This window comes from Labrys sp. Lb11 (assembly GCF_057554225.1).
This window is the reverse complement of the sequence record NZ_BAAJOT010000008.1, coordinates 326522-348552: the sequence shown is the minus strand read 5'-3', so window position 1 is coordinate 348552 and position 22031 is coordinate 326522. Positions and strand designations below refer to the sequence as shown.

Below are 22031 nucleotides of genomic sequence, written 5' to 3'. Positions count from 1 at the left end.
CAGAGACACGAGGCGGCCTGCCTGCCTATCCGAGGGCGGCGAAATGCGGTAAAAGTCGCACGGACGGACGAAGGATCATGCCCCTGCAGTATATCGGCAGCAAGAAGCACAAGCGCTGGATTCCGGGGGGAGCATCGGGGTCGATCTGCCCGGACTGGACGCATATGGTGGGCGACCACGGCTTCGGCGGCGTGGAGCCGGAGCAATGGGAGAGGTGGCCCGCGACGCGAGCACAGGAGATGTTGAGTCGAAGCATAGAGCACGGCCGCCAGCGCTATGCCTCAGCAAACGGAATAGCATTCTGTGCTCAGTTGACTGGGAGCTCGAGTTGGCACGGCTATCCGATCCCGTGGCAGCGTGTGCCGACCGAGGTTCAGGACAGCCTCATCGCGACGGGGCAGGTCAGCGCTGCGGAGATCCGCCAGGGCCTGAGGAGGCAAAAGGGCGTGAACATTGATCGCGACAAAAAATGGGCGCTCACATCCGATGACGAATGACTGCGCCACCTTCGGGACCGCTGGGCGGTTTCAGATCAGCTTGGCGTGGCTGCGGGATGACGAGCCCGTGTCGCGCCGGCCGATGGAGCATGGCTGGTCGATGGGGGCACTCACGCTGACCGTCGCCGGCGTCAATTTGACCGCCCATCGGGTCGGGGCTGACACCCAGGACCGAGTGATCTGGTATCTTGGGCCGTTCTTGCATTGGTTGGCCGAAAATTGGCTCCCGGTGTTCCACGAAGAAAAATTTCCGTGGCATGAACGATCTGCCGATCCGGCCGCCGAAGCCGGCAGCGAGGCAATCGCGCGCTTTGCCGCGATCGGGGCGGCCGCTGCGGGGCAGCTTGAGGCTGCTAAGGCCTGGTACCGGCGGCATGGCATTGCCAACGGGTCCGCAGGCGGGCTGTTCCCGGATATCGTGTTGCGGCGTTTTGCCGACGACGTTGAAGTCTCTTGGACGGCTTCCCCTCCGCCATTCGCACCAAAAGGATTCAGCTTCGAGACGGAACCTGGAGTCGCCCGCCTGGCAGTTGCCGATGTCGCAGAACCGCTGTCCCAGTTGTTGGACTGGGTGCGATTCTCTCCGCCCGCGCTGGATAGCACTGCCTTCCAGGCGGATTGGAACGCTCTGGTGAGCAAGATCGATGCACTCGATCGCCTTACACCCGAGCGGTTCAATGCAGCGATGATGGCCGAACAACTGTTGGAGAAGGTACGGGCATCGTTCCACAGAGGCGGGCATGACGAGCTTCTTGCGCCTAGGCTTGGCAAGGGCGGCCGGTTTGTGCAGGAACAGGCTCCTGCGGTGGCGATGTTCGGCGGCTTGGATGCAAGCTTGTCGGACGGCGATATCGTGGTGCTCAGGGATGTGCTGATTGCGGCGATGCATGGTCAGATGGGAGAGCCTTTACGCTCCCTTGTCGAGAACGCACCGCTTCGCATAAAGCCTTGGCAGGACGGATACGATCTGGCCGAGAATTTGCTGGACTGGATAGAGGCAAGCGTGCCGAACCTAATCTCTAGCGGCTTCGTCGATGTTCAGGGCTTGTGCGCTACCTTAGATGTGACATTGAGCGTGAAAACACTGGATACCGCCTCGATCCGCGGCGTTGCCCTGGCGGGTGAGGGTTTTGCGCCTTCCATTCTGGTCAACGACCACAGCAGATACAACACCGGAAGACATGGGCAACGGTTCACGATCGCCCACGAGCTTTGCCATATCCTCCATGACCAAAGCCGCGCGCGGCGGCTGGCCCATGCGAGCGGCCCCTGGACCTCTCCCGGCATCGAAAAGCGCGCCAATGCCTTCGCGGCCTGGTTGCTGATGCCGCCACGGCTGTTGCTACAGCATGTCCGGGGCGCTCAGATTGATGACGATCTGGTGGAGCGCACAGCCCGCCGCTTGCACGTCACCGAGGTGGCGCTCGTCGAGCATCTCTACAATCTCGGCCTGATCGACGATGTCGAGCGAGATGACCTGCGTCCGGCAGCAAGGCACTGATTGGACATCTGCCTGCACGATTCGGACTGAACGCGTTGTTCTCTGTGCCGGCGACTACGTCAGTGCCCCGGCCGGGCGCAGGCTGCCGACCTCCAGGCCGTTCCAGTTCGTCATCACCGGGGTCAGGAAGCGCTGCAGCGCCTCCTCCTCCGGTTCCGACAGTGGCAGCAGCTTGCCGATCACCGCCGCCATGGCGAGCTCCGAGGCGCGGGTGGCGCCGTCGTCGCACTTGAGCGCCACGCCGTAGCCGAGTTCCGGGAAGGCGGCGCAGAACACGCCCTCCGCTCCGGTCTTGACGAAGGCGCGGGCGCCGAAAATCTCCATGATCTCGGTGCAGAAGCGTTCCGTGCCCGCCACCATGAACGGGTGGGCCGCCACCGCCGCGCGGATGCGGGCGGCCGCCCTGGCACGCTCGGGTCCGAGATGCGCGCCCGTGCCGAAGCGGGCGAAGCCGCGAGCGAGGGCGGCGAGCGGCGCGGATTGGGTCGGGATCGAGCAGCCGTCGATGCCGACACCCTCGCCCGTCATCGCCGCATCCACCATGTCGGACACGGCGCCCATCACCTCGCGCATGATCGGATGCGTGGCCTGGATGTAGCCGGCGGGGGCGATGCCGGCGGCGCAGGCCGTGCAGATGAAGCCGGAATGCTTGCCCGAGCAGTTGTTGTGCAGGGCGGTCGGCCGCAGGCCCTGCCGTGTCAGCTCCCGCGCCGCCCGGTGGAAGGACGGCCGATGCGCGCCGCATTCGAGCGCACCGGCATCGGCGCCGGCCTTGGCCAGCATCGAGATCGCCGTCTCCACATGCAGCGGCTCGCCGCCGTGGGAGGCGACGGCGAGGGCGATCTCCGCGTCGGTGAGGCCGAAGCGGTCGGCCGCGCCGGACTCGATCAGCGGCAGGGCCTGCAGCGCCTTCACGGCCGAGCGCGGAAACACCGGGCGCTCAACGTCGCCGAGCGCCAGGACCAGGCGGCCCTCGGTATCCGCCACCGCGACGGCGCCGCTGTGGCGGCTCTCGACCGCCGAGCCGCGCAGGACTTCGACCAGAACCGGATTGGACATGCCACACTCCACCATCCGCGGCGTGTCCAAGCAGGTTCTCTCGAACCCGCTTGGACTTATGAGTTTGAGCAGCATTGATTTCGCATTGAAAATGCCAAATCAATCGTGGCGAGAGCCACGAGAAGCTGCTTAGCCGCTCGGGCCGGGCGGAGACAAGCCTCGCTTGATACGGCCGGGGGACCGCGTGCTATAGCAGCGCCACGCTCAATCCCGGAGAGAGACGTCATGTTGCACAAGCTCGAGTTCAAGCGCGAGGCCGCCTATGTCAACGGCGAGTGGATCGCGGCCGACAGCGGCAAGACGCTGACCGTGACCGATCCGGCGACCGGCGCCGTGCTGGGCACCGTTCCCGATTGCGGCAAGGCCGAGACTGCCCGCGCCATCGCTGCGGCCGACGCGGCCCAGCCGGCCTGGCGCGCCAGGACCGCGAAGGAACGGGCCAAGATCCTGCACCGGCTCGCCGACATCATCGAACAGAATGTCGAAGCCCTCGGCACGCTCCTGACCATGGAGCAGGGCAAGTCCCTCACCGAGGCCAAGGGCGAGGTCGCCTTCTCCGCGGCCTATGTCCGCTGGTTCGCCGAGGAGGCGCAGCGCGTCTACGGCGACGTCATCCCCTCGCCGTGGCAGGGCCGCCGCATCCTGGTGACGAAGGAGCCGGTCGGCGTGGTCGGCGCCATCACGCCGTGGAACTTCCCATCCTCGATGATCGCCCGCAAGCTCGGCCCGGCCCTGGCGGCCGGCTGCACCATCGTCATCAAGCCTGCCGCGCAGACGCCCTATTCCGGTCTCGCCTGGGGCGCGCTGTGCGAGCAGGCCGGCGTTCCCGCCGGTGTCGTCAACGTGCTGACCGGTTCGGCCAGCGCCATCGGCGGCGAGCTGACCTCCAACCCGATCGTGCGCAAGATCACGTTCACCGGCTCGACGCCGATCGGCAAGATGCTGGTCGAACAGTCGGCCAGGACGCTCAAGCGGGTGTCGATGGAACTGGGCGGCAATGCGCCCTTCATCGTCTTCGACGACGCCGACGTCGACCGCGCCATCGAGGGCGCGATGATCGCCAAGTACCGCAACTCCGGCCAGACCTGCGTGTGCACCAACCGCTTCCTGGTGCAGGCGGGCATCCATGACGCCTTCGTCGAGAAGCTGATCGCCGCGTCGAACGGCCTCAAGGTCGGCAACGGCCTGGAAGCCGGCGTGCAGCAGGGCCCGCTGATCGACGACAAGGCGGTCGCCAAGGTCGAGGAGCACATCAAGGACGCCACCGACAAGGGCGCCAAGGTCGTCGCCGGCGGCAAGCGCCACAAGCTCGGCGGTTCCTTCTTCGAGCCGACCGTGCTCACCGGCGTGACCCCGGACATGATGGTGGCCCGCGACGAGACCTTCGGCCCGCTTGCGCCGGTGTTCAAGTTCGAGACCGAGGAGCAGGCGGTGGCCATGGCCAACGACACCGAGTTCGGCCTCGCCTCCTATTTCTACACCCGCGACCTCGGCCGGGCGTTCCGGGTGTCCGAGGCGTTGAAATACGGCATGGTCGGCATCAATGAAGGCCTGATCACCACCGAGGTCGCTCCCTTCGGCGGCGTCAAGGAAAGCGGCATGGGCAAGGAAGGCTCCAAGTACGGCATCGAGGACTATCTCGACACCAAGTATGTCTGCGTCGGCGGCCTGGGCTGACCGGATTTGCGGGCGGGCTCGTCGCCCGTCCGCCGTTCCGAGCTGCCGCAGCCATCGCGGCGGCTGGGCCCCTGATGCGGGGCTCCGGTTTTCCCGTGCCCGCCCCGGTCAATCCGGCAGGCGCAGCGCGCCGATGGCGGCGAGAGCCGCGGCGGCCAGGCCGTCGGGCGTCAGCCGGCCTCCGGGAAGCAAGGGCGGGACGTGGATGAACAGCACCGGCGTGGTCTCGTCCGTGACGGCCAGCGCGGTCCAGAGCGCGGCATTGCACAGATAGGCGCCGGCATCGGCCGAAAGCCGGACGCGCGCGCCGGTCGCCCGAATCGCGTCCAGCACCGGGGGCAGGGCGGCCCGCGAGGCGCGGAACGCCGGGCCGTCCGGCCATGGAACGACGGCCGGCGGCAGCAGGCCGTCGGCGTCGGGATGGGCGGCGGCCGCATTGGCGGCCCGGGTCTCCAGGCGCAGCACGCGCGAACGCCGGGCCAGACCGAACATCAGCACGGCGTCGGGCGCGACGCGATCGATCAGGGCGTGCAACGTCGTGGCGGTACCGGCCCAGGTGACCGGCAGCACATGCGTTTCCAGCACTGTGGCGGGCAGGCGCGCCGTTCGCAGTGCCGCCGCCAACGCCTGCGTCGGGTTGACCGGCGCCCCCGGAAAGGCGCCGAAGCCGGTGACGAGGACGCGGCGATCCGCCGGCCCGGCCATGGCTAGAGGTCCATGACGGCGGTGGCCGCCTCGCTCGCCGGCACGACCCGCGCGCCCTTCGGCAACCAGGCCGCGGGGGCCCGGACTTCGACGGCGAGGTCATGGTGCAGCAAGCGCGCAGAGGCCATGCTCCGCTGGTACCCGATGGTCCGAAGTCCCGCAAGCGGTCGCCTTGCCTCATTTTTGCCGGCTCGATCGGTGATTGAGGGGGATCATCGCCATCATCCGGGACTGATCTGGAATGCGAGCTGCCTCGCTTCTCGCCGCCTGCCTCTCCTTGTCGCTGTCGGCCTGTGTCGGCATGGACGATGACGGCGGCTCGACCGCCGGCCTGAAGCCGGTGCTCTCGGTCGCCACGCCCGAGCAGGCGGCCGCGTCAGCGCCGGTGGGCCTGTGGCGGGGGGGCCTGACCATGCTGGTCATGACGACGCGCAACGCCGAAGGGCGAGGGGATCCCTGGTTCGGCTCCGGCCGGGCGTCCGAGCCTACCGCTGCCCGCGCCGTGCTGTTCCCGCCGAAGAAGACGCTGCTCGCCAGCGTCAACCCGATCGCCTCGACCGATTGGAGCATCGCCGGCGTCGAGCCGATCAAGGGCGGCGATGCGGCCACCGCCATCGCCAATGCGGCGCAGGGCAAGGACGTGCTGCTCTACGTCCATGGCTTCAACGAGACCTTCGACAGTGCCACCACCAGCTACGCCAAGCTTGTGGCGGGCATCGGCTTCACCGGCGCGCCGGTGCTGTTCACCTGGCCCTCGCGCGGGGCACTGCTCGACTATGGCGCCGACCGCGAGAGCGCGATGTGGTCGCGCGACGCGCTGGAGGACACGCTCACGGCGCTTGCGGTCAATCCCAAGATCGGGCGCATCCACATCCTCGCCCACTCCATGGGCGGCCTGCTGACGCTGGAGGCGCTGCGCTCCGTCACCGACCGTACCGGCGGCGGCATGGCCAGCCGCTTCGGGGCGATCGTGCTCGCCAATCCGGATGTCGACCTCGACCTGTTCAAGCGCCAGATGAAGCGTCTGGCCGAGTTGGCGCCGCGCACCACCGTGATCGTCTCCGGCAAGGACCGGGCCCTGGAACTGTCGTCGACGCTGGCCGGCGGCATGCCGCGCGTGGGCGCCTCGGACCGGGCCGCCCTGGAGCAGACCGGCGTCAAGACGGTCGATGCCACCGATTTCGGTTCGGGCTGGATCAATCACGACATCTTCATGAGCCGCCCGGAGTTGCACGGCGTGCTGAGCCGGGCGATCGAGAACGCCGACGAGGGAAGCTGAGCAGGTGCCCGTCTGCTGCTCCGCGGGAGGTGTGCAGCAGGTGCATCGGAAGATCGAAGCGTGACGGCGATCACGCGGCTTCAGTCTTCGGGCCGAGGAGCCGCACCAGCAGGGCGGCCAGGGCCAGGATCGGCGGCACCGTGAAGCACCAGACCGTGCCGAAGGCGTAGCCGGCGGCCGCAGCCGCACAGCCGGCGGCGAAAGCCGCGACACTGCCGGACATGCGCAGCAGGCGGGAGCGGGCCGCCATGCCGGCTTCGGTTGCCAGGCCGCCCATCAGGTCGGAAAGGTCGATCATGATCTGGGTGGTCGTTCCGGTCATCAGCGTCGTCGGCGGCGCGCTGGCGAGATGAATGCGGTGCACGGCGTTCTGGACCGCCATGGCAGCGACCAGCGTCATCCCGGTGGCCAGCGCCGGCCAGCGGTCGCCGTCGTGGAATGGGCCGAGGCCGATCGCAAGTCCGGCGCCGGCGACGAGCAGCGCGAGCTTCAGCCCCAGCATCATGTTCAGCCCGAAGCCGGGCAGCCGGTTGCCGGCGAGGCGCACCGCGATGACGACCACGCAGAACACCGGTAGTGCCAGGAGCTTGGCCACCGCGCCGGACGTGCCGAGCACCAGCGCCGCTCCGAACGTCACGAAGTTTCCGGTGACATGGGCGGTGAACAGGCCCTGGAGCGCCAGGAAGCCGGCGGTGTCGACATAGCCGCCGTTGAGGCTGAGCAGGATCGGCAGCGAGACCTTCACGACAACGGCTCCGGCGTCGGGAGACTGGCCCGGGGGACGGGCGCCGGCCGTGCCGGAAGGCTCGCGCCGTCGCGGGAGGCGGGCTTGCCGGAGGCGGCGATCGCTTCCGCATCCGGGCGGATCAACTGGCCCCGGGTCGCATGCTGCGAGCCGTCGGCCCGGCAGGCGGGGCTCTCCGGCAAGGAATCCCCCGCCCATGCCGGCGCCGTCGGTCAGACGAACTGGCTGAGGCCGGGGACCTCCGCGACGATCTGGCCGACGACCTCCGACCCGGCCTTCTCGCCGGCGTAGGCGAACAGCTCCTTGCCAAGCGTCTGCATCTGGCCGAGGTCGAGGCCCATGCCCATCAACTGGCCGCCGAGCCCGGCGATTCCGCCGCCCATATGGCCGACCATGCTGCCGAGCATGCCCAGGAGCCCGCCGCTGCCCTCGCTGTTGACGACGCCGTTGACGAGATCGCGTGCCCCGGGGATGGCATCGACCAGTTGCGCCACCGGCCCGGCCGGCCCTTCCTTCTCGAGGAAGGCCAGGATGGCGCCCGTCGCGTTGACGATGGTGGAGGCGTCCAGGCCGGTGGTCGCCGTCAGGCGGGCGACGAGTTCTTCCATGGTGATTCTCCAAGTTCTCGTTTTCTTGCCGCGCTTCGGCGCGAGGCCGGCCGGACCTTGGAGCGGATCCGCGCCGATCGCAAGTCGTCGCGCCCGGCTTCCCGCCGACGGACGGAAGCGCCATGGCTGCCCACCATCCCAGGGCCATGATCGCGCGGTCGAATTTCCGTCGTTTCGCCGATGGCCGGGAAGCGGGCTCGTCGCTCGCGCGGGTTCGGTTCTGGAAGCGATGCAAGCGCCGGTCTATAGCTTGGCCGGATGCACCATGGTTGCGAGGAGCGTGGGTATGGACGAGGCGGGCAGGATCTACGTCGCCAAGAGCGACAAGCCGGAATATCTCACCCTTGCGCTCGGAAACCGTCATGGCCTGGTCACCGGCGCCACCGGCACCGGCAAGACCGTGACCCTCCAGGTGCTGGCCGAGGGCTTCTCGGCCCGAGGCGTGCCGGTGTTCGCGGCCGACATCAAGGGCGATCTCTCCGGCATCTCGCAACCCGGCGAAGGCCAGGACTTCGTGGAGAAACGGGCCGAGCAGGTCGGCATCGAATACGATCCGGACCAGTTTCCGGTGTTGTTCTGGGACATTTTCGGCGAGCAGGGCGCACCGATCCGCGCCACGATCTCGGAAATGGGGCCGCTGCTGCTTTCGCGGCTGCTCGGGCTCAACGACATCCAGGAAGGCGTGCTCAACATCGCCTTCAAGCTCGCCGACGACGAGAAGCTGCTGCTGCTCGACATGAAGGATCTGCGGGCGCTCCTCGCCGACATGGCCGATCACGCCGATGACCTGGTCAAGACCTACGGCAACGTTTCCAAGGCGACGATCGGCGCCATTCAGCGCCAGCTCCTGGTACTCGAGCAGCAGGGCGGCGACCAGTTCTTTGCCGAGCCGGCGCTCGACATTGCCGACCTCATGCGGGTCGACAAGCGCGGCCGCGGCTATGTCAGCGTCCTCGCGGCCGACAAGCTGATGGTGGCGCCGCAGCTCTATGCCACCTTCCTGCTGTGGCTGATGTCGGAGCTGTTCGAGCAGTTGCCGGAAGTGGGAGACCTCGACAAGCCCAAGCTGGTGTTCTTCTTCGACGAGGCGCATCTCCTGTTCAACGAGGCGCCGCCGGCCCTGCTGCGCAAGATCGAGCAGGTGGTGCGCCTGATCCGTTCGAAGGGTGTCGGCATCTATTTCGTCACCCAGAATCCGCTTGATGTGCCGGATACCGTGCTGGGCCAGTTGGGCAACCGGGTGCAGCACGCGCTTCGTGCCTACACGCCGCGTGACCAGAAGGCGGTCAAGGCTGCGGCCGAGACGTTCCGGCCCAACCCGGATCTCGACACGGCAAAGGTGATCATGGAGATGGGCAAGGGCGAAGCGCTGGTCTCCTTCCTGGAGGGCAACGGCGTGCCGGCGATGGTGCAGCGGGCGCTGGTGCTGCCGCCGGCCGCCCGCGTCGGCCCGGTGACGCCGCAGGAACGCCAGGAGATCCTGGCGGCCTCGCCGCTCCGCGGCAAGTACGAGACCGTGGTGGACCGTGAATCGGCCTACGAAATCCTGCAGAAGCGCGGGATCGGCGATGGCGCGGGCGCGCAGGAGGCGGATGCCGGCGGCGGCGGCCTGCTCGACAGCATTCTGGGCAGCGTCCTCGGCGGCGGGACGAAGACGGGCAATCGGCCGTCGACACGCATGTCGACGACCGAGGTTGTCATTCGATCGGCCGCCCGATCCATGGCCTCGACCGCCGGCCGGCAGATCGCCAATGCCCTGCTGCGCGGCGTGCTCGGGGGGCTGACGCGCCGATAGCGGCGAACGGCGAGCCTTGCGCGCTTCGGTCGAGCGGCTGGCCTTGTCTCGCCTATTTGGTGTGTCGTCAGTATGCGTGAATTTGCGTAGGCGGCGCGCTAGTATACGAGTGCGGGACTTGGTTGCTATACTGGCGCGCCCGCTTGCAGGGGCGCCGGATGGGCTCGGACTAGGCCGGGCTCGCTCATATATTATTTGATTGCCGTCTTAGCGGTTGCGAGGTAACATTTAACATCCAACCCGGCCTGTTACGCTGGGCGAAGAGGCTGCAAACAGCGGCTATGGTGCGGCTGTAGCACAAAAGATGTGTTGTTCGCATGAGTATTGATCCCCTCCCTGCGACGCCGCCTCCCAACAGGAAGGCCATTCACGCCGCTGGCGTCTTGTTGATCCAGCCGGACGTCGGCATCGCCGCTTCGTGGCGCAATGCCCTGCTCGACTTCGGGATGAGCGGCGTGCGCACGGTGGACGATGCCGAAGCGGCGATCCGGACCATTCGGATCAACTGTCCGAGCGGCATCGTCATGGCCCTGCCTTCCCAGGCCGAATGCCACGCGCTGATGGTGCGTCTGGCTGCCGGCGAGGCCGGTGACCTGCGCGACATTCCGATCGTGCTCGTCGCCAGCCAGCCGACGCGCGCCACCGTCATTGCCGCCGCCAATGCCGGCTTCGACGCGGTGCTGCCGTTCCCGCTGCCGCCGCGGTTGATCTACCGGCGCATGGGCTCGCTGATGCAGCGGGCGCGGCGAGCGATTCGCCAGCGCAGCGCCCTGCACCTGTCGATGAACGATCGCGAGACCGGCAGCCTCAAGAACTGATCCCTCCGTGCGTGCCGGCCGGCACGCACCCGGTGCTTGCCCCTCATCCCGGTAAAGCGGCCGACTGGCCGCTCCCGAGCGGTGGTACCATCCTCCTGCCTATGTTTCGGGGCCGTCGATGCGTCGGCGTCCGGCATCACGGGATGAGGGGCGATTTTATGTCGGGTCTGCCGTCGGGGTAACATAGGTACGGCTTGGGCGCGCCATTGCCGCCTTGCGGCAAAGCAGGCTAGCCTGCACGTTCGAACCATTCGCCGGACTCGCCATGCCCGACCTTCAGACTGTCCTCGACGCGGCCGACCGCGGCCTTGATCGCGGCCTCGACCGCCTGTTCGAATTCCTGCGCATCCCCTCCATCTCGGCCGACCCTGCATATGCAGCCGATTGCCGCCGTGCCGCCGAATGGGCCGCGGCCGCCCTTCGCGACATCGGATTCGATGCCTCGCCGCGCCAGACCATCGGCCATCCCATGGTCGTCGGGCACCGCCGCACCGGCCGCCCCGGTGCGCCGCATGTCCTGTTCTACGGCCATTACGACGTTCAGCCGCCGGATCCGCTGGATCTGTGGACCTCGCCGCCTTTCGAGCCGCGGCGTGTCGCCGGTGCCAACGGCGACATGATCGTCGCCAGAGGCTCCTCCGACGACAAGGGCCAGGTGATGACCTTCATCGAGGCCTGTCGAGCTCTGGTCGAAGCCCGCGGCGACCTGCCGGTTGACGTCACCCTGCTCCTGGAGGGCGAGGAGGAATCTTCGCCCAGAAGCCTGGTTCCGTTCCTCACCGAGAACAGGGACGAGTTGAAGGCCGATTTCTGCCTGGTCTGCGATACCGGCATGTTCGACGCGCAGACCCCGGCCGTCACCACCATGCTGCGCGGCATCGTCTACCAGGAGGTGATCATCCGCGCCGCCCGCATGGACCTGCATTCGGGCATGTATGGCGGTGCGGCGCAGAACCCGATCCGCGTGCTGGCGCGCATCCTGGCGGCGCTGCATGACGACCAGGGCCGCGTCACCTTGCCGGGCTTCTATGACGGCGTCGAGGAATTGCCACCCCAGGTGAAGCAGGAATGGGAGGCGCTCGGCTTCGACGGCGCTGCGTTCCTCGGCGCCGTCGGGCTCAAGGTGCCGGCCGGCGAGACCGGCCGCACGGTGATGGAGCAGATCACGGTCCGGCCGACCTGCGACGTCAACGGCATCGTCGGCGGCTATATCGGGGAGGGCGCCAAGACCGTGATCCCCGCCCAGGCCTCGGCCAAGGTGTCGTTCCGCCTGGTGGGCAAGCAGGATCCGGAGGCCGTGGAAGCCGCCTTCCGTCGCTTCGTCACGGAGCGGCTGCCGGAGGACTGCGAGGCGACCTTCCTCGGCCATGGCAACAGCCCGGCGATCGTCGTGCCGTCCGACTCGGAGCCGCTGCGCAAGGCACGCGCCGCGCTGGCTGACGAATGGGGCCGCACCGCGCCGGTGACCGGCTCGGGTGGCTCGATCCCGGTGGTCGGCGAGATACAGCGCATCCTCGGCATGGATTCACTGCTGATCGGCTTCGCGCTCGAGGACGACCGCATCCATTCTCCCAACGAGAAATACGATGTCCGGAGCTTCCACAAGGGCATCCGCTCCTGGATCCGCATCCTGGACGCGCTGGGACGCTGAGCGGCATGGCAACGATACCGCAAGACGCATCTCACCCGGACCCGCTCGCCGACGCGCCGGAGCTCTGCCGCCTCGGCGCCGCCGAGCTCGCGGCCGCCTATGCGGCGGGGAGCCTGTCGCCGGTCGAGGCGGCGAAGGCGGCGCTGGAGCGAGCCCGTGCCGTCAATCCGCGTCTCAACGCCTTCGTCGCGATCGACGAGGAGGGCGCCATCGCGGCCGCGACTGCGTCCGAGGCGCGCTGGCGCGCCGGTGCGCCGGCCAGCCCTGTCGACGGCGTCCCGACGACGATCAAGGATATCGTCTGGATCAAGGACCAGATCATCCGCTACGGCAGCGCCGCGACCGATGCGACGCCGTCGGCCGCCGACGCGCCGTCGGTGACGCGGCTGCGGGCCGCGGGCTGCGTCACCATCGGCGTGACGACGACGCCGGAGTTCGGCTGGAAGGCGGTGACCGACAGTCCGGCGTTCGGCATCACCCGCAATCCCCATGACGACCGGCTGACGCCGGGCGGATCGAGCGGCGGGGCGGCGGTCGCTGCCGCGATCGGCGCCGGCGTCTTCCATCTCGGCACGGACGGCGGCGGCTCGATCCGCATTCCCGCCAGCTTTTCCGGCATCGTCGGGCACAAGCCCTCGTTCGGGCGCGTGCCGGCCTATCCGATGAGCGCCTTCGGCACGGTCGCTCATATCGGCCCGATGGCCCGCACCGTTGCCGACGCCACGGCCATGCTCGCTGCCATGAGCGGCCTGGATGCGCGCGACTGGTACCAGCAGCCGGGCACGATGCCGCCGCTGGCGGCATCCGCCTTCGCCGTCCGAGGCTCCCGCGTCGGTTATTGGCGCACGCCTGCCGTTGGGCAGCCCGATCCGGAGGTTGCGGCCGTGATCGATGCCGCCGTGCGGCGGCTCGAGGCCGGGGGGGCAGCGGTCGAACCGGTCGAGCTCCCCGGCAGCGACCTCCACGCCCTGTTCCAGACACTCTGGTTCGCCGGCGCGGCGGCGCGGCTTGCCGCGGTCGATCCCGCCCGGCATGCGGGCATCGACCCCGGCTTCCTGGCCGTCGCCGCAGCGGGAGCCCGCTTCTCCGGCGTCGATCTGACGCGGGCGGCGCAGCGGCGCGCCGAATTCGGCATCGCCATGGACGCCCTGCTGGCGCGCCATGGCGTGCTGGTGTCGCCCGCCGTCGCCGTGCCGCCCTTCACCGCCGGACTGGAGGTGCCGGAAGGCTCGGGCCTGTCTCGCTGGACGGAATGGGCGGGCTTCAATTTTCCGATCAACCTCAGCCAGCAGCCCGCCTGCGTCATTCCCGCAGGCAAGACGCGTGACGGCCGGCCGGTCGGCCTGCAGGTCGTCGGAGCGAGGGGGCAGGATGCAGCGGTGCTGGCGGCGGCCGCCGCCATCGAGGCTCTGCTCGCGCCGTAGGCCGGTGCGGGCCGGCCTCAGCCCCGCCGCCCGAGCCGGATGCCGGCGGCCATGAACAGGACGAGCACGGCGGCGCCATAGACCGTGCCGCCGGCGAGGCCCACCAGCACCAGCTTCGCCGGCTCGCGCAGGTGCATCGTCAGCCCGGCGAGCCAGGGGTCGGCTCGCGCATCGGTCAGCGCCATGGCGCCGGCCATCAGCGCGGTGGCGACGGCGATGCTCGCCATCGCCTTGAGCAGCCGCCGGTCCGGCGCCATCTTGGCTCCGCGCAGTGCCAGCACCGTCAGGATGCCGAGATTGATCCACGCGCCGATCGAGGTGGCCAGGGCGAGGCCGGCCTGCTGCAGGGGACCGGTCAGCACGAGCTTGAAGCCGACATTGACCGCGATCGCGATGAGAGACGCCCAGAGCGGCGTCGCCGTGTCGCCGCGCGCATAGAAACTGGCTACGGCCGATCGGATCAGCACGATTGCCGGCAGTCCGGCGCCGTAGGCCAGCAGCGCCGCGCCCGCCGCCTCGGCCGAGGCTGTGGTGAAGGCGCCGCGGGCGAAGAAGGCGCGCATGATCAGGTCCGGCACGGTGAGGAAGGCGGCGAAGAACGGCGCGGCCATGAACCAGATCAGCAGCATCGTCCGATTCTGCGCCGCATGCGCCTTGTCCGGCTCGCCGGCGGCGATGAAGCGGCTCATCTCCGGCAGCAGCACCGTGCCGGCGGCGATGGCGATGACGCCATAGGGCAGTTGGTAGATGCGGTCGGCGTAGAATAGCGACGACACGGCACCCGACGGCAGGGTGGAGGCGATGATCGTGTCGGCGAACATGGCGATCTGCACGCCCATCGAGCCGATCAGGGCCGGGCCGAGGGTGCGGAAGAAGCGTCGCAGTTCCGGATCGAGACGGATAGCCCTGAGCCGGGCGAGCAGGCCGGCCCGGTGCGCCGCCCAAAGCATCACGAGCAACTGCAGCGCGCCGGAGAGGGTCACGCCCCAGGCCACCGCATGGGCTGGCGTCGGGAACAGGCGCGATACCAGGAGCGCGGCGATCCAGACGAGGTTGAGCAGGATCGGCGCGGCGGCGAAGGCCGTGAAGCGCCCGGCGGCATTGAGCACGGCGCCGTAGAGCGTCACCAGCGTGATCAGGGGCAGATAGGGGAAGGTGATGCGCGTCAGTGTGACCGCGAGGTCGAACTGGCCGACGTCGTTGTCGAAGCCGGGCGCCAGCAGGGCGACGACCTGCGGCATGAATACCAGCGCCGCGACCGTCACGGCCAGCGTGGAGACCAGCAACAGGGCGGCGATCCGTCCCTGGAACTCGGCGGCCGCCTCCCGGCCGGCTTGGGTCTCGATGCGGCTATAGGCCGGCACGAAGGCATTGCTGAAGGCGCCTTCGCCGAAAATGGCGCGAAAATTGTTGGGCAGCCGGAATGCGACCACGAAGGCGTCCGCCATCGGGCCGGCGCCGAGGATTGCCGCGGTGACGACGTCGCGGGCGAAGCCGGTGACGCGCGAGACCAGCGTCCAGGCGCCGACGGAGAGGATTTTCTTCAGCAAAGGCAGGATTCCGGCGAGCTCAGGCAGGTCATACACGCGAGCGGCTGCTTCGCGAAGGGCCGGAAAAGAAAGAGGCCGCAGCTTGCGCTGCGGCCCAAGTCTAGGGAGGAAACGCCCAAGGAGGGCTATCAGACGGGGAACTCGTCCGCGCCATCTGACAAGAGTTAGTTTAGTGTGCGGCGCACAATAAACAATTGCAAATATCGCATGCCTGCCATACTGCCTATGCAGATTTGTCGGAGGAAAACGGTTGCGGACCCCCGTTCCGCGGAACCGCGCACCAAACGCGTTCGCCGAGGAGAGCGGTTCGCCAACCTTCTTCGCACTTGCAGCAATACCGCTCCGGCTATCCCGGCAGCATCGCAGGCGATTACGGCATTATGGTGATACCGCTGAAAGAGAAGGGCGCGTCCCGCTTCCCATGGGAGGAAGCGGGACGCGCCCTCAGCTCGCTCGCAGGCCCGGCTTACTTCGCCGCGGCGTCGTAGAGCTCGGCGACATAGTCCCAGTTCACCAGGTTGTCGACGAAGGCCTTGAGGTAGTCGGGGCGGCGGTTGCGGTAGTCGATGTAGTAGGAGTGCTCCCACACGTCGACGCCGAGGATCGGGGTGGCGCCATGCACCAGCGGGCTCTCGCCGTTCGGGGTCTTGGCGACGATGACCTTGCCGTCCTTGACCGCGAGCCAGGCCCAGCCCGAGCCGAACTGGGTCACGCCCGCCTGGATGAACTCCTCCTTGGCCTTGTCAACCGACCCGAGGCCGTCGACGATGGCCTTTTCCAGCTTGCCGGGGATGCTGCCGCCGCCGTTGGGCTTCATCCACTTCCAGAAATGCAGGTGGTTGTAGTGCTGGCCGGCATTGTTGAACAGGCCGGCGTTCTTGCCGAAGGACCCCTTCACCACCTCTTCAAGGCTCTTGCCTTCCCACTCGGTGCCTTTGATGAGGTTGTTGCCATTGTTGACATAGGCGAGGTGATGCTTGTCGTGATGATACTCGAGCGTCTCCTTCGACATATACGGGCCGAGAGCGTCGTGGGCGTAGGGCAGGTCGGGCAGTGTGAAGGACATGGCTCTTCCTCTGAAGTCTGGGGTGGAGGCGCTCCCGGAAGGCGGGAGCGCAAGAGGGCGGGCAGGCCGCCGTCCCCAAGACAATTAGGCCGAGGACGGTTCGGGTTCAACAGCCCGTGCGAGGCCGCGTGACTCTGCCTGGTCACACAGCCGGGGACTGTAAAAACTCCGCCGTTGCGAGGTGCAGGGAAAGCGTCAGGCCCTGTCCATCCTCATGAGCGCGAAGGCCTGGACGATCGCCACTTCCTTCAGCCGGTCGAAGCGGCCGGAGGCGCCGGCATGGCCGGCGTCCATGTTGACCTTGAAGATGATCGGGTTGGCGTCGGTCTTGAGCTCGCGCAGCCGCGCCACCCATTTCGCGGGCTCCCAATAGGTGACTCGCGGATCGGTGAGGCCGGCGAGCACCAGCATCGGCGGATAGGCCTTGGCCTCGACATTGTCGACCGGGCTGTAGGACCGGATGGTGGCGAAGGCAGCCGGATCGGCGATCGGGTTGCCCCATTCCGGCCATTCCGGCGGCGTCAGCGGCAGGGTGTCGTCGAGCATGGTGGTGAGCACGTCGACGAAGGGCACCTCGGCGACGATGGCGCCGAACAGGTCGGGGGCAAGGTTGGCCACCGCCCCCATCAGCATGCCGCCGGCCGAGCCGCCATGGGCGACGATACGGCCGCGGCTGGTGAGGCGCTCGCGGGCCAGGTGCTCGCCCGCCGCCACGAAGTCGTGGAAGCTGTTCGGCTTCCTGGCGAGCTTGCCATCGCGATACCAGTGCCAGCCCTTCTCGGTGCCGCCGCGAATATGGGCGATGGCGTAGACGAAGCCCCGATCGACCAGCGAGAGCGCATTGGTCGAGAACGAGGCCGGGATGGAGATGCCGTAGGCGCCGTAGCCGTAGAGCAGGCATGGGGCCGAGCCGTCGAGCGGCGTCGTCTTCAGGTGCAGCAGCGACACCGGCACGGTCTCCCCGTCCGGCGCCGGCGCCAGCAGGCGCCGCGTGACGTAGCGCGAGGGATCGTGTCCCGAAGGCACCTCCTGGCGCTTGCGCAGCACGCGCGTCCGGCCGGCCATGTCGTAGTCGTAGGTCTCGGCCGGCGTCGTCATCGACGAATAGGTGAAGCGCAGCGTGTCGGTGACGAATTCCAGCCCGGTATCCATGCCGAGCGAATAGGCCTCCTCGGCAAAGGCGATGGCGTGTTCCTCGCCGCCGGCGATGTCGCGCACGACGATGCGCGGCAGGCCGTCCTCGCGCTCCAGCCGCACCAGCCAGCGCTCGAGCACGCCGATGCTGAGGATCATGCGGCCGGCGCGATGCGGGACCAGGTCGCGCCACTGGTCACGGGCGGGGGTGGCCAGCGGCGCGGTGGCAATCTTGAAGTCCTCGGCCCCGTCGGCGTTGGTGAGCAGGACGAGGCTTTCGGCGCCGGGCTGAGCCGGATGGTGCTCGACCTCGTAGCGCACGCCGGTCTCGCGTGCCGCGACCAGGCGCGGCGGTGCGTCCGGCTCGGCGAGATCGAGAAGCCGGGCCTCGGAGGTCTCGTGGTCGTGAATCGAGATCACGGCGAAGCGGCCGGACTGGGTGCGGCCGAGGCCGACGAACATGCCGGCGTCGGCTTCCTCATAGATGAGGGCATCCTCGCCGGCCGGCGTGCCGAGCCGATGCCGATAGACACGGGAGGGGCGGTGGTTCTCGTCGACCTTCACATAGAAGAAGGACAACCCGTCGGCGCTCCACACCGCACCGCCGGCCGTGTCCGGCACCAGGTCGCCGAGCATGGCGCCGGCGGCGATGTCGAGCACGCGGATGTCGAAGAACTCCGAGCCCTTGGTGTCGGCGCTCCAGGCCAGGCGCGCATGGTCGGGCGAGTGGCTGGAGCCGCCGAGCTGGAAGAAGGCCGAACCCTCGGCCAGCCGGTCGCCGTCGAGCAGGATGGCTTCCTCGCCGCCGACACGCGGCCGGCGGCAATGCAGCCGGTGCTGCCCGCCCTCGCGGAAGCGCACATAATAGGCAAAAGGCCCGTCGGGGGCGGGCACGCCGGCGTCGTCGGCCTTGAGCCGTCCCTTCAATTCGGTGAACAGCGTCTCCTGCAGCGCCTCCGTCGGCCCGAGGATGGCACCGGCATAGGCATTCTCGGCGTCGAGATGGGCCCGGATGTCGGCCGGAAGCGCCGCGGGATCGCGCAGCACCTCCTGCCAGTTGTCGGCCCGCAGCCAGGCATAGGCGTCGGCGAGGGGCACGCCATGCACGATCCGCTCGACGACGCGCTTCTCGGCGACCGGCGGCTTCAACTGCGTCATGTCAGGCGTCCTTGTCGGCGGTGAAGTGCATGGCATGGCCGTTCATGCAGTAGCGCAGGCCCGTCGGCCGCGGCCCGTCGGGGAAGACATGGCCGAGGTGGCCGCCACATGTGGCGCAGCGGATCTCGATCCGCCGCATGCCGTGCGACAGATCCTCGATCTCGGTGACGGCGTCGGGCGAGACGGCGGCAAAGAAGCTCGGCCAGCCGCAACCGGCGTCGAACTTGGTGTCGGACAGGAACAGCGGGGCGTCGCACCCGGCGCAGGAATAGAGCCCCGGCGCGTTGGCATCCCAGTACGGGCCCGTGAAGGGCCGCTCAGTGCCGTGCTGGCGCAGCACGCGATACTGCTCCGGCGTCAGTTGTTCACGCCACTCGGCGTCGCTCTTGATGATCTTTGTCCGGGGGCTTTCGGTGTTGGTCATCGACCGTCTCCTGTTCGCTGGTCCGAGACATAGGTTCGAAGCCTGCGCCGGGCAACGCAACGATGCTTCACCTCTGCGTCAGAACTGGTCCGGCAACGTCGATTCGCGATCTTGCAGTGCAACATTAAAGTTTGGAAAGGAATGCGTTGTGCTGGCCTGTTCTGCAGCCGCCATCGGCATGACGCATCCCAGCCAACGCAAATCGCCTGACGTTGGGACCCTGGGGCGGTGCAAGATTAGGGATTTCGGCTCCATGCGGGAAAACGGATAGGGCACTATGGCCTGTGCCGCTGGGTCAACAGGGTTGGTTGAAAAAAACTCCGAACGTCTTGGTAAAGACCTTGCTCGGACTGTCTAGACAGATTAAGTCAGAGCACGCATGGTTCTTTGTGATTCCATAGCAGGGCGAAGTGGGCTCGTTACAGCGTCGGCTGTCATGGGTTGTAGTGAGTCCCTTGATGAAGGGTAGAGTCGGCAGGGGCCGATCTCGAAGATGAAAGTCGGACGAACATGAGCGACGGAGCGAACGGCTCGGATTTCATTGAACTGGCGGCGGATATCGTGTCTGCCTATGTCAGCAACAATTCTGTTGCGGCGTCTGACCTCCCCGGCCTGATCGGCGAGATCCATGGCGCGCTTCTGCGGGTCTCCAGCGGCGTTCAGGAAGTCCCGGTCGAGGCGCCGAAGCCGGCTGTTCCGGTGAAGCGCTCGGTGACGCCGGACTATATTGTCTGCCTGGAAGACGGCAAGAAGTTCAAGTCCTTGAAGCGACACCTGCGTACCCAATACAACATGTCGCCGGAGGAATATCGCGAGAAGTGGTCTCTTCCCGCAGATTATCCGATGGTCGCGCCGAATTATGCGCAGGCCCGTTCCAATCTCGCCAAGCAGATGGGTCTCGGTCAGCAGCGTCGCCGCAAGGGTCGGTAAGGCGCAGCGCGCGAATCGCTGTCAGGTGGCCGTGGCCTGACCGGTCCGATGAACCGTTTGGCGGCGGATGTTCGGACGACGTCTCCGGCCCGCCGGCATATGTCTCTTTCCGTGTGGGGAAAGACATTTTTTCGATCGTAGGCACGCACCGGGGCGGCGATGGCCGCTCCGGTGTTTGTTCTATGCCGGAATGATCGTGAGGAGCCGCGGCGGACGGCGAAGGTGGCTTGCACGGCCCGGTTCACGGCCCTCGACAGCGCCAACATGCGAGGCTGACCGGCACACTATTCGAAGCTGGCGCGGATGATGACGTCGGGCGTGGCGGCGAGATGGGCGGCCATGGCCCGCGGAGGCTTCGTGTGCCGAGGGCGGCGCGGGATGTCTACGCCGTCGTCAAGGCCTGACGGGCGTCGGCGCGCATGCGCTCGACCATGGATTTGAGGCCGTTGGAGCGCTGGGGCGTCAGGTGCTCCTCGAGGCTGAGATCGCGGAACAGCTTCAACGCATCGATATCGAGGATCTCGGCCGCGGTCTTGCCGGAGAACAGCGCGACCAGAATCGCCACCAGGCCCTTGACGATATGGGCGTCGCTGTCCCCGACGAAGTGGACGCGGCCATCCGCGACGCGGGTCAGCAGCCAGACCTGGCTGACGCAGCCCTGCACCTTGTTTTCGGCGGTGCGCGCGCTCTCGGGCAGCGGCTCCAGCATCCGGCCGAGCTCGATCAGGTAGCGGTATCGGTCCTCCCAGTCGTCCAGGAAGCCGAAATTCTCGATGATGTCGTCGATGCCGGGCATGCTCATGCGCTGCATATAGTGCGTGCGGGCGGCGGAGGAAAGCGAGGCGGGGGCCGGCGGAACGCCAGGCCCGCAGCGGAAGGGACATCAATACCTCTCGGCCTGCGCGACGTCATTCTCCGGTTGAAAGATAAACCGGGTGCCGATGATCGACACTTCCAAATTGCAAGATGCTCGCGTTACACTCGGCTCGCATCCCGGGGGGATAACCTCGGGTCGGGCAAGGCGTTCCTCCACAACGGCTTGCCTGAACAATAGGAATGAAGGGCGGGCGCCGTGGCAAAAGCAAGTGAAACACCTTTGGAGCAATTCGGCCGAATCTTCGCAGAAGCTCTCGACGACACGTTGCATTCGATGGTGAAGGATATTGACGGGGCGAAAAATCCCCAGGATTCCATGGATTTCGCGTTCAAATCCGTCTTCGAATCCTTGCCGGAGGATGAGCGGGATCTGAATATTGCTCAGTTGGCGATCCAGAAGTTCGCCCATCGTCTTTTCCTGGAGCTGGGCTGGAGCAAGAGGTTCAGCGTGATCGCGAAGGCCGACGACGGATCGGTCGTCAACCTGAGGGAGCTCTCGCCGTTTTTCGCGCAGGAGACGGCGAACTGGGCCGAAGCTTACTCGGCGAACGGCAATCTGATCGGTTCCCTGGAGGAAGAGGAGAGGCGGATCAGGAGCAAGGCCGCCGCCGAGTAGGCTCTGCGCGGTTCCGGCCGAGCGGCGGAATCCGTCCGCGAGCGGGCCTCGACCCGGAAAATGAGGCGCCTCGGGGCTTTCGCCGGGGTGCGGATGGTCACGCGAGGGAGCCGTTCTTCAGCCGGGACCGTGCCCCGGCGCGGGCGGTGGTCCGGCCTTTTTCTTCGGACGGACCGGTGGGGCGGCGGGCGGGACAGGCGCGGGATCGGCAAGCAGGCCCGACAGCAGTCTGGTGCCCTGCTCCATGGTGAGTCCGAGCCGTCCCGCCGTCTCTGCGCCGGAGCGGCATGTCTCGGGACGCTTGATGCAGAAGGAGACGGCGTCGGCTGCGGCCTGGCCGGTAAGCGCCGCGGCGGCGGGCTGATGGGGGGCATGGGCCTGCCGTGCCGCGGGCGGGGAGGGCGGGAGCGGCAGGAACAGCATCACCACGCCGATCCAGAACAACGCACGAAACAGGAAGAACATGCTGGTACTCATGCAAGGCCACGGGCGCGTTGGCCAAGTCCATCGACGCCGAT

Annotated in this window: 21 protein-coding genes; 10 read left to right on the top strand and 11 right to left on the bottom strand. The window is 67.5% G+C overall.

The genetic code is table 11. The features are described from left to right. Positions 1-77: 77 nt before the first annotated feature. On the top strand, positions 78-497 hold the full coding sequence (locus AC27L4_RS28515; protein WP_487145999.1) for a hypothetical protein: 420 nt from the start codon (positions 78-80) through the stop codon (positions 495-497). Beyond that, entirely contained in the window at positions 454-1998 is a 1545-nt protein-coding gene (locus tag AC27L4_RS28510) for an ImmA/IrrE family metallo-endopeptidase (protein ID WP_487145998.1), read from the top strand. Before AC27L4_RS28515 ends, AC27L4_RS28510 begins: the two co-directional genes overlap by 44 nt. A 54-nt stretch (positions 1999-2052) precedes the next feature. Here the strand turns inward: AC27L4_RS28510 and AC27L4_RS28505 are convergent, their stop codons facing one another. Beyond that, positions 2053-3057 carry an asparaginase gene (locus tag AC27L4_RS28505; RefSeq protein WP_487145997.1) on the bottom strand — a complete coding sequence of 335 codons (1005 nt, stop codon included), beginning with the start codon at positions 3055-3057 and terminating at the stop codon, positions 2053-2055. A 225-nt stretch (positions 3058-3282) separates the two neighbouring features. Here AC27L4_RS28505 and AC27L4_RS28500 point away from each other — a divergent pair, with 225 nt between their 5' ends. Then, a complete protein-coding gene (locus tag AC27L4_RS28500; RefSeq protein ID WP_487145996.1) occupies positions 3283-4734 on the top strand; it encodes an NAD-dependent succinate-semialdehyde dehydrogenase in 1452 nt (483 codons plus the stop codon). A gap of 108 nt (positions 4735-4842) precedes the next feature. Here AC27L4_RS28500 and AC27L4_RS28495 read toward each other — a convergent pair whose 3' ends face one another. Continuing rightward, positions 4843-5439 carry a pyroglutamyl-peptidase I gene (locus AC27L4_RS28495; protein ID WP_487145995.1) on the bottom strand — a complete coding sequence of 199 codons (597 nt, stop codon included), beginning with the start codon at positions 5437-5439 and terminating at the stop codon, positions 4843-4845. A gap of 2 nt (positions 5440-5441) precedes the next feature. After that, the gene (locus AC27L4_RS28490; RefSeq protein WP_487145994.1) at positions 5442-5567 is read right to left on the bottom strand and encodes a hypothetical protein; all 126 of its coding nucleotides are present in this window, start codon (positions 5565-5567) and stop codon (positions 5442-5444) included. Positions 5568-5680: 113 nt separating this feature from the next. On the opposite strand from AC27L4_RS28490, the gene AC27L4_RS28485 reads away from it, so the two are divergent. Then, a complete protein-coding gene (locus AC27L4_RS28485) occupies positions 5681-6718 on the top strand; it encodes an alpha/beta hydrolase (RefSeq protein WP_487145993.1) in 1038 nt (345 codons plus the stop codon). A 70-nt stretch (positions 6719-6788) separates the two neighbouring features. On the opposite strand, the gene AC27L4_RS28480 is transcribed toward AC27L4_RS28485, so the two are convergent. Both AC27L4_RS28480 and AC27L4_RS28475 read right to left on the bottom strand, forming a co-directional pair. Further along, on the bottom strand, positions 6789-7463 hold the full coding sequence (locus AC27L4_RS28480) for a DUF1275 family protein (RefSeq protein ID WP_487145992.1): 675 nt from the start codon (positions 7461-7463) through the stop codon (positions 6789-6791). 212 nt (positions 7464-7675) lie between these two features. Continuing rightward, positions 7676-8071 (bottom strand): DUF2267 domain-containing protein, encoded by a 396-nt coding sequence (locus tag AC27L4_RS28475; protein WP_487145991.1) that lies wholly within the window; start codon positions 8069-8071, stop codon positions 7676-7678. 286 nt (positions 8072-8357) lie between these two features. Between AC27L4_RS28475 and AC27L4_RS28470 the strand changes: the two genes are divergently transcribed. The 4 genes from AC27L4_RS28470 to AC27L4_RS28455 all read left to right on the top strand — a co-directional run bounded on the left by AC27L4_RS28470 (position 8358) and on the right by AC27L4_RS28455 (position 13759). Beyond that, complete coding sequence (locus AC27L4_RS28470; RefSeq protein WP_487145990.1) at positions 8358-9866, top strand: helicase HerA-like domain-containing protein; 1509 nt, start codon at positions 8358-8360, stop codon at positions 9864-9866. Positions 9867-10252: 386 nt separating this feature from the next. After that, positions 10253-10684, top strand: coding sequence for a response regulator (locus AC27L4_RS28465; protein WP_487145989.1), 432 nt, complete (start codon positions 10253-10255; stop codon positions 10682-10684). Between the two features lie 265 nt (positions 10685-10949). Beyond that, a complete protein-coding gene (locus AC27L4_RS28460) occupies positions 10950-12335 on the top strand; it encodes a M20/M25/M40 family metallo-hydrolase (protein ID WP_487145988.1) in 1386 nt (461 codons plus the stop codon). 5 nt (positions 12336-12340) lie between these two features. Further along, positions 12341-13759 carry an amidase gene (locus AC27L4_RS28455; RefSeq protein WP_487145987.1) on the top strand — a complete coding sequence of 473 codons (1419 nt, stop codon included), beginning with the start codon at positions 12341-12343 and terminating at the stop codon, positions 13757-13759. Between the two features lie 17 nt (positions 13760-13776). On the opposite strand, the gene murJ is transcribed toward AC27L4_RS28455, so the two are convergent. From murJ to msrB, 4 genes are all read right to left on the bottom strand, one after another. Beyond that, complete coding sequence (gene murJ / locus AC27L4_RS28450) at positions 13777-15309, bottom strand: murein biosynthesis integral membrane protein MurJ (protein WP_487146067.1); 1533 nt, start codon at positions 15307-15309, stop codon at positions 13777-13779. A 466-nt stretch (positions 15310-15775) separates the two neighbouring features. Beyond that, the gene (locus tag AC27L4_RS28445) at positions 15776-16375 is read right to left on the bottom strand and encodes a superoxide dismutase (protein ID WP_487145986.1); all 600 of its coding nucleotides are present in this window, start codon (positions 16373-16375) and stop codon (positions 15776-15778) included. A gap of 195 nt (positions 16376-16570) precedes the next feature. Then, entirely contained in the window at positions 16571-18667 is a 2097-nt protein-coding gene (locus AC27L4_RS28440; protein ID WP_487145985.1) for a S9 family peptidase, read from the bottom strand. A gap of 1 nt (position 18668) precedes the next feature. Beyond that, positions 18669-19091: a peptide-methionine (R)-S-oxide reductase MsrB gene (msrB, locus tag AC27L4_RS28435; RefSeq protein WP_487145984.1), complete on the bottom strand. Its 423-nt coding sequence runs from the start codon at positions 19089-19091 to the stop codon at positions 18669-18671. A 510-nt stretch (positions 19092-19601) separates the two neighbouring features. Here msrB and AC27L4_RS28430 point away from each other — a divergent pair. Further along, positions 19602-20021, top strand: a complete 420-nt coding sequence (locus tag AC27L4_RS28430; protein WP_487145983.1) for a Ros/MucR family transcriptional regulator — start codon at positions 19602-19604, stop codon at positions 20019-20021. A gap of 382 nt (positions 20022-20403) precedes the next feature. Here the strand turns inward: AC27L4_RS28430 and AC27L4_RS28425 are convergent, their stop codons facing one another. After that, complete coding sequence (locus AC27L4_RS28425) at positions 20404-20817, bottom strand: SufE family protein (RefSeq protein WP_487145982.1); 414 nt, start codon at positions 20815-20817, stop codon at positions 20404-20406. A 276-nt stretch (positions 20818-21093) separates the two neighbouring features. On the opposite strand from AC27L4_RS28425, the gene AC27L4_RS28420 reads away from it, so the two are divergent. Further along, positions 21094-21513 carry a hypothetical protein gene (locus tag AC27L4_RS28420; RefSeq protein WP_487145981.1) on the top strand — a complete coding sequence of 140 codons (420 nt, stop codon included), beginning with the start codon at positions 21094-21096 and terminating at the stop codon, positions 21511-21513. Positions 21514-21630: 117 nt separating this feature from the next. Here AC27L4_RS28420 and AC27L4_RS28415 read toward each other — a convergent pair whose 3' ends face one another. Further along, entirely contained in the window at positions 21631-21978 is a 348-nt protein-coding gene (locus AC27L4_RS28415; RefSeq protein ID WP_487145980.1) for a hypothetical protein, read from the bottom strand. Positions 21979-22031: the final 53 nt, after the last annotated feature.